A 5667-nucleotide genomic window follows, 5' to 3' on the forward strand; every position below is an offset into this window, starting at 1 on the left:
CGCCGCGCCGGTTCCGGGTCAGGCGCGGGGGCCGGCGGCGGTGGCGGGGCGGCCTGTACCGCTTCCAGGTCGGCGCGTTCGTACTGCGCGCGGAACTTGGCCAGCAGCGGCAGGCCCAGCTGCTGCGAGAGTTTTTCGGTTTCGGTGGTGCCGTACGCCAGCGCGACCGGCAGCACACCGGCGCCGCGCAGCCCGTCCAGCAGGGCCTGGGCCGTGGCCACATCGGGAATCTGGGTGAGCCCGCCAAAATCCAGGATCACCGCGGCACGCCCGAACAGCTTGGGCGCACGTGCCACGCGGTCGTGCATTTCACGGGTGAGGCGTTCCACATCCAGGGTGCGGATGCGCAGGTTGGCGATGCCGACCTGGCCGATCTTCAGTTCACCGGCCTGTTCAAAATCCATGTTCGCCGCCACCTCAGGTCCCCGTCGGTCGATGCGCGCGCAGCGGCTCGCGACGATGGCCCACCCAGGGCACGTCCGGCAGCTGGTCGCCGTAGGTGTCGTGCACCCACTGGTAACTGCACAGGTCCTTGAGCAGCATGCTGGCACGCACGTCCACGTGCTCCATGGTGTTCTGTCCGACCTCGCGGAAGCCGAAGCTGCCATGGAACAGCAGCGCCGCATCGGCGCCATGGTCCAGGAACACCTCGCAGGTCAACTGCGGGTAGCGCAGCTCGGCGTAGCTCTGCGCGTCGGCATAGAACGCACGGCCGACACCGCCGCCGCGACGGCGACTGGCGACCACGATGCGGTCGATATAGAAGAATTTGCTGTCCAGCTGCTGCTGGAACCAGGCGAAGTTGCTGCTGTCGTGCTGGCTGTCGCTGCCGAAGCCGATCAGGAAGCCGGCCAGGTTGCCGTCGCGCTCGGCGACGCGGAAATATTCAGCGGTTTCGTAGAACAGGCGCAGGCGGGCGGCATCCAGCGGCAGGATGGCCAGGCCGGCGTTGTTGTTCAGGGCCAGGACGGAATCGAGCTCGTGCTCGCGCACGTCGCGGATGACAATCGACATTGTGACTCCGTGGGGTAACGCGGTTGGCCCATCAAGGGGCCCTCGTCGGATTATTGCACGGGTGACCGGCCCCGGCGAATCGGGGGCCATGACTTATGTGGGAGTGCAGGGGCGCAGGTTCAGCCTAAGATGCGTCCATGCTGGGATACCTGAGCCAAACCCGAGTACTGCGACTGGCCGGCCTGTTCACCTGGGTCATGGTCGGCCTGCCGGTGGTCTATTCCCAGTACGAATCGCTGCTGCGCCACCGCGGCGATGGCCTGGACAGCTGGGCGTTGTGGCTGTTCACCGCTTACCTGGCCTTCGGTGCGTGCTACTTCTGGCTGACCCGCGGCCTGCGCGATGGCGGCGGGCATTCGGCCTGGTACGACCGGGTGGTGCTGCTGCTGCTCACCACCTCGGCGCTGGGGGTGAGCTACCTGAGCGGGTCGGGCCTGGGCAGCATCCTGATGATGGTCGCCGCCGGGGTGATTCCGTGGATGCTGCAGGTGCGCGGCGGGGTGCTCTGGCTGTTGCTGAGCCAGCTGGCGGTGCTGCCGGTGTACTACCTGATCCTGCGCATGCCGCTGTTCGAAGCGCTGATGCAGTCGCTGCTGTACGGCGGCTTCTCCATGTTCATCTTCGTGACCAGCCTGGTGGCGCGGCAGCAGACCGATGCGCGTGAAGAGCAGCGCAGGCTCAACACCGAGCTGCGCGCTACCCGCGTGCTGCTGGCCGAAAGCGCCCGGGTCAACGAGCGCACCCGCATCTCCCGCGAGCTGCACGACCTGCTGGGTCACCACCTCACCGCGCTCAGCCTGAACCTGGAAGTGGCCGGCCACCTCACCGACGGCCAGGCCCAGGAACACGTGCACCAGGCCCACACCCTGGCCAAGCTGCTGCTCACCGACGTGCGCGAGGCGGTCAGCCAGATCCGCGACAGTGGCGCCATCGACCTGGCCGCCGCGTTGCGCCCGCTCACCGAGCAGGTGCCCTCGCTGGACATCCACCTGGATATCGCCGAGCCCCTGAACGTGGAAGACCCCGAGCGCGCCCATGTGCTGCTGCGCTGCACCCAGGAAATCATCACCAATGCCGTGCGCCACGCCAATGCACGCAACCTGTGGATCCAGGTCCGGCGCGAAAGTGAAGGCCAGGTGGTCATCCAGGCGCATGATGACGGCGTGGGCGCCGATGGCATCGTGGTCGGCAACGGCCTGCGCGGCATGCGCGAACGTCTGTACCAGTGCGGCGGTGAGCTGCAGATTGAAACCCGCCGGGGTCAGGGCTTCCGCCTGCGCGCCTCGGTTCCCGGTGCGCCCGTGCTGCTGCTGGCCACCGTTCCTTGAGGAGTGCGTTGATGATTCGCGTCTGTCTGGTCGACGACCAAACCCTGGTGCGGCAGGGAATCCGCTCGCTGCTGGCGCTGGACGCCGGCATCGAAGTGGTGGCCGAAGCCGCCGACGGCCGCCAGGCGGTCGAAGTGGTGCCGCAGGTGCGCCCGGACGTGGTCCTGATGGACATGCGCATGCCGGTGATGTCCGGGTTGGAAGCGCTGCAGATGCTGTCCAAGCTGGGTCAGCTGCCGCCGACCATCATCCTGACCACCTTCGACGATGACCAGCTGGTGCTGGCCGGGCTCAAGGCCGGTGCCAAGGGCTACCTGCTCAAGGACGTGACCCTGGACCAGCTGGTCGGCGCGATCCGGACCGTGGCCGACGGCGGTTCGCTGGTGCAGCCGGCGGTTACCCAGCGCCTGCTGTCCGGGCTGGAGCACATGCGCAACGAGTTCGTCAGCCTGGACCGGCCCGACCCGCTGACCGACCGCGAGACCGAGATCCTGCGCCTAATGGCCAGCGGCTTCTCCAACAAGGAGATCGCCAACTCGCTGGGCGTGGCCGAGGGCACGATCAAGAACCACGTGTCCAACATCCTGTCCAAGCTGGGCGTGCGCGACCGGACCCGCGCGGTCCTGAAGGCTTTCGAGCTTCAGCTGGTCTGAGACGGGGCGCAGGCCGCTGTCGCAACCTGCGTCGCAGCCCTTGTGCGACAAGGGTTGCGGCAGGGTCAGGGAGGCCATCGGCCGAATCCGGCAAAGAAATATTGCGCATCCGCTACGTGCTGACGCGTGTGATGCGTTATCTTTCCGCTCCTTGTCTATGCAAAACCGCTGCCGGCATGGATACCGGTGCGCCAATCCTGATCTACATACCCGCGAAGCCTGCTAGGATTGGCGCTTCGCTTCAATCAACCCGGCCGTGGGATCGGCCCCGGAGACTCCTGAATGACCCGTATTATCGAGTTCCTGATCGCCTTGGGGATCGTGGCTGGCCTGTTCGTCATCATTGGCGTATGTCTGCCGGGCGAGCGCCATATTTCCGAAAGCATCGAGACCAACCGCAAGATGACGATCGTGTACGACACGGTCAACAGCCTGCGCCGCTTCAAGGACTGGAACCCGCTCTTGCTGCGCGATCCCGCCGTTGAACTGAAGCTGTCCGGCCCCGCTGCCGGCGTTGGTGCCCGCCTGGACTACGTCTCCAAGGATAATTCCCTGGGCGAAGGTAGCTGGGAGATCACCGGTTCTGAGAAGAACAAGCTGGTGTCGATCAACATCGAGGATGCCACCAAGGGCCACGACAAGAAGACCAGCTTCACCCTCGAGCCGACCGGCAAGGGTGGCCGCAACGTCAAGATCACCCAGGACTACAGCGTCAAGTACGGCTTCAACCTGATGGGCCGTTACGCGGGCCTGTACGTCAGCCGTCACATCGGTGACGACCTGAAGCTGGGTCTGTCGCGCATGGCCAACATGCTGGCCACCGTGCCGAACATCGACTACCGCACCGCCGAAGCCCCGCTGACCGATCTGGCCATCGTGGACGTGCCGGTCGAGGACCTGCTGGTCGTCACCGCCGGTAACGTGGATCGCGGCCAGGAGACGATCACCAAGTCCATCAAGGACAACCAGGAGTGGATCAAGCGCGTGATGGAGGCCAACAACCTCGAAGCCGCCGGTCCGTTCCGCATCATCACCACCGATTTCGGTGCTGAGAAGTACGCCTTCGACGTGGCCCAGCCGGTCAAGAAGAAGGGTGCTGACGGTGCGTCCGCTGAAGCCCTGACCGTCAAGATCGACGGTGGTGCGCCGGTCAAGTACGTGCACGTTGCGCCGCATCGTTCGGCCCACGCGGCCTACACCGGCCATATGGCCGGCCTGGATATCGCCCGCAACGCCCTGCGTGCGTGGTCGGTGACCAACGGCAACGAAGTGATCGATCGTCCGTACGAGTCCTGGAAGGACGGCGTGGACAAGTCGTTCACGCCGGAAGGCACGTACGACATCTACTGGGCCGTCAAGTAAACCGACGGTTGCCGTGATGTAACGCACGACGAAAAACGCGCCGCTCCCTGCGGCGCGTTTTTTTTTGCTCCCCACCCGGAGCGCCTTGGAAGGATGCACGCATGCTCAACCTGGAACGACGCGCACGCAAACCCTCGCTGCTGGCCTGCCTCGGCGGCCTGTTGGCGGCCACGGCAGTGGGCCTGTCGGCCTACGCCTCGCACGGCATCGCCGATCCGCTGGCGCAGTCGCACGTCACTACCGCCGCGCTGTATGCCTTCGGCCACGGACTGGCGCTGGCGGTCCTCGGCCCCACCCAGCAGAACAGCGTGGGCAAGTTGGCGCTGTACGGGCTGCTGCTGGGCACGCTGCTGTTCTCGGGCAGCCTGGTCGGCGGCGCGCTGTGGCAGTGGAGCACGCAGTTGGCCCCGATCGGCGGCACCGCGCTCATGCTGGGCTGGCTGGTGTACGGCCTGAACGCGCTGCGGCGCTGACATGCCGCGCTTCCGCCGCGGTTTCGATGTGCAGCACGCGCACGACTGGTTGAGTCGGCGCGATCGTCGGCTGGGCGCGTGGATGAAAAAGCTCGGCCCGATCAATGCGCAGCCGGGCTGGTCGAAATCCTTCGATCCGGTCGACGCGCTGGCGCGGGCGATCCTGTTCCAGCAGCTCAGCGGCAAAGCCGCCTCCACGATTGTGGGACGGGTGGAAGTGGCCATCGGCAGCGCGCGACTGCACGCCGATACGCTTGGCCGCATCGACGATGCCGCGCTGCGCGTGTGCGGGGTATCGGGCAACAAGGCGCTGGCGCTGCGCGACCTGGCCCGGCGCGAGACCGCTGGCGAGATCCCGGATCTGCGCCGGATGTCGGTGATGGAGCACGACGCGATCATCGACGCGCTGGTGCCGATCCGCGGCATCGGCCGTTGGACGGTGGAGATGATGCTGATGTTCCGCCTCGGTCGGCCGGACATCCTGCCGATCGACGACCTCGGCATCCGCAAAGGCGCCCAGCGCGTGGACAAGGCCGAGGCCATGCCGACGCCAAAGGAACTGCTGGCGCGCGGCGAAAAGTGGGGCCCGTACCGGACCTATGCCAGCCTGTACCTGTGGCGGATCGCCGACTTCACGGTGGATCCGAAGGTGAAGACCAACCGTTCGCAGACGTAAAACATCCGGTAGAGCCGAGCCATGCTCGGCAACGGCGCAGGACCCCGGTAGAGCCGAGCCATGCTCGGCTGCACGCAGAGCCCGGTAGAGCCGAGCCATGCTCGGCTGCGCGCAGAGCCCGGTAGAGCCGAGCCATGCTCGGCTGCGCGCAGAGCCCGGTA

The 5667-nt window shown here is 66.3% G+C and carries 6 protein-coding genes and 1 pseudogene; 5 read left to right on the forward strand and 2 right to left on the reverse strand.

The window, feature by feature from the left end; translation table 11 throughout:
• Both minC and AC1DR7_RS19855 read right to left on the reverse strand, forming a co-directional pair.
• A pseudogene (minC, locus tag AC1DR7_RS19850) lies at positions 1-404 on the reverse strand (septum site-determining protein MinC); the annotation flags it as partial.
• A 13-nt stretch (positions 405-417) separates the two neighbouring features.
• Positions 418-1014 carry a GNAT family N-acetyltransferase gene (locus AC1DR7_RS19855; RefSeq protein WP_312238333.1) on the reverse strand — a complete coding sequence of 199 codons (597 nt, stop codon included), beginning with the start codon at positions 1012-1014 and terminating at the stop codon, positions 418-420.
• Positions 1015-1151: 137 nt separating this feature from the next.
• Between AC1DR7_RS19855 and AC1DR7_RS19860 the strand changes: the two genes are divergently transcribed.
• The 5 genes from AC1DR7_RS19860 to AC1DR7_RS19880 all read left to right on the forward strand — a co-directional run bounded on the left by AC1DR7_RS19860 (position 1152) and on the right by AC1DR7_RS19880 (position 5506).
• Positions 1152-2342 carry a sensor histidine kinase gene (locus tag AC1DR7_RS19860; RefSeq protein ID WP_457318635.1) on the forward strand — a complete coding sequence of 397 codons (1191 nt, stop codon included), beginning with the start codon at positions 1152-1154 and terminating at the stop codon, positions 2340-2342.
• A gap of 11 nt (positions 2343-2353) precedes the next feature.
• A complete protein-coding gene (locus AC1DR7_RS19865) occupies positions 2354-2995 on the forward strand; it encodes a response regulator (protein ID WP_256776353.1) in 642 nt (213 codons plus the stop codon).
• Positions 2996-3277: 282 nt separating this feature from the next.
• Entirely contained in the window at positions 3278-4357 is a 1080-nt protein-coding gene (locus tag AC1DR7_RS19870; protein ID WP_457318636.1) for a polyketide cyclase, read from the forward strand.
• Positions 4358-4458: 101 nt separating this feature from the next.
• Positions 4459-4830 carry a DUF423 domain-containing protein gene (locus tag AC1DR7_RS19875; RefSeq protein WP_457318637.1) on the forward strand — a complete coding sequence of 124 codons (372 nt, stop codon included), beginning with the start codon at positions 4459-4461 and terminating at the stop codon, positions 4828-4830.
• A gap of 1 nt (position 4831) precedes the next feature.
• Positions 4832-5506: a DNA-3-methyladenine glycosylase family protein gene (locus tag AC1DR7_RS19880; protein ID WP_256776350.1), complete on the forward strand. Its 675-nt coding sequence runs from the start codon at positions 4832-4834 to the stop codon at positions 5504-5506.
• The last annotated feature ends 161 nt before the right edge of the window (positions 5507-5667 follow it).

Source organism: Stenotrophomonas sp. P5_A9 (assembly GCF_056400525.1).

What these genes read in the sequence shown, in the direction of transcription:
- AC1DR7_RS19855 (WP_312238333.1), bottom strand. Translation starts at nt 1,014, where the DNA reads ATGTCGATTGTCATCCGCGACGTGCGCGAGCACGAGCTCGATTCCGTC.
- AC1DR7_RS19860 (WP_457318635.1), top strand. Translation starts at nt 1,152, where the DNA reads ATGCTGGGATACCTGAGCCAAACCCGAGTACTGCGACTGGCCGGCCTG.
- AC1DR7_RS19865 (WP_256776353.1), top strand. Translation starts at nt 2,354, where the DNA reads ATGATTCGCGTCTGTCTGGTCGACGACCAAACCCTGGTGCGGCAGGGA.
- AC1DR7_RS19870 (WP_457318636.1), top strand. Translation starts at nt 3,278, where the DNA reads ATGACCCGTATTATCGAGTTCCTGATCGCCTTGGGGATCGTGGCTGGC.
- AC1DR7_RS19875 (WP_457318637.1), top strand. Translation starts at nt 4,459, where the DNA reads ATGCTCAACCTGGAACGACGCGCACGCAAACCCTCGCTGCTGGCCTGC.
- AC1DR7_RS19880 (WP_256776350.1), top strand. Translation starts at nt 4,832, where the DNA reads ATGCCGCGCTTCCGCCGCGGTTTCGATGTGCAGCACGCGCACGACTGG.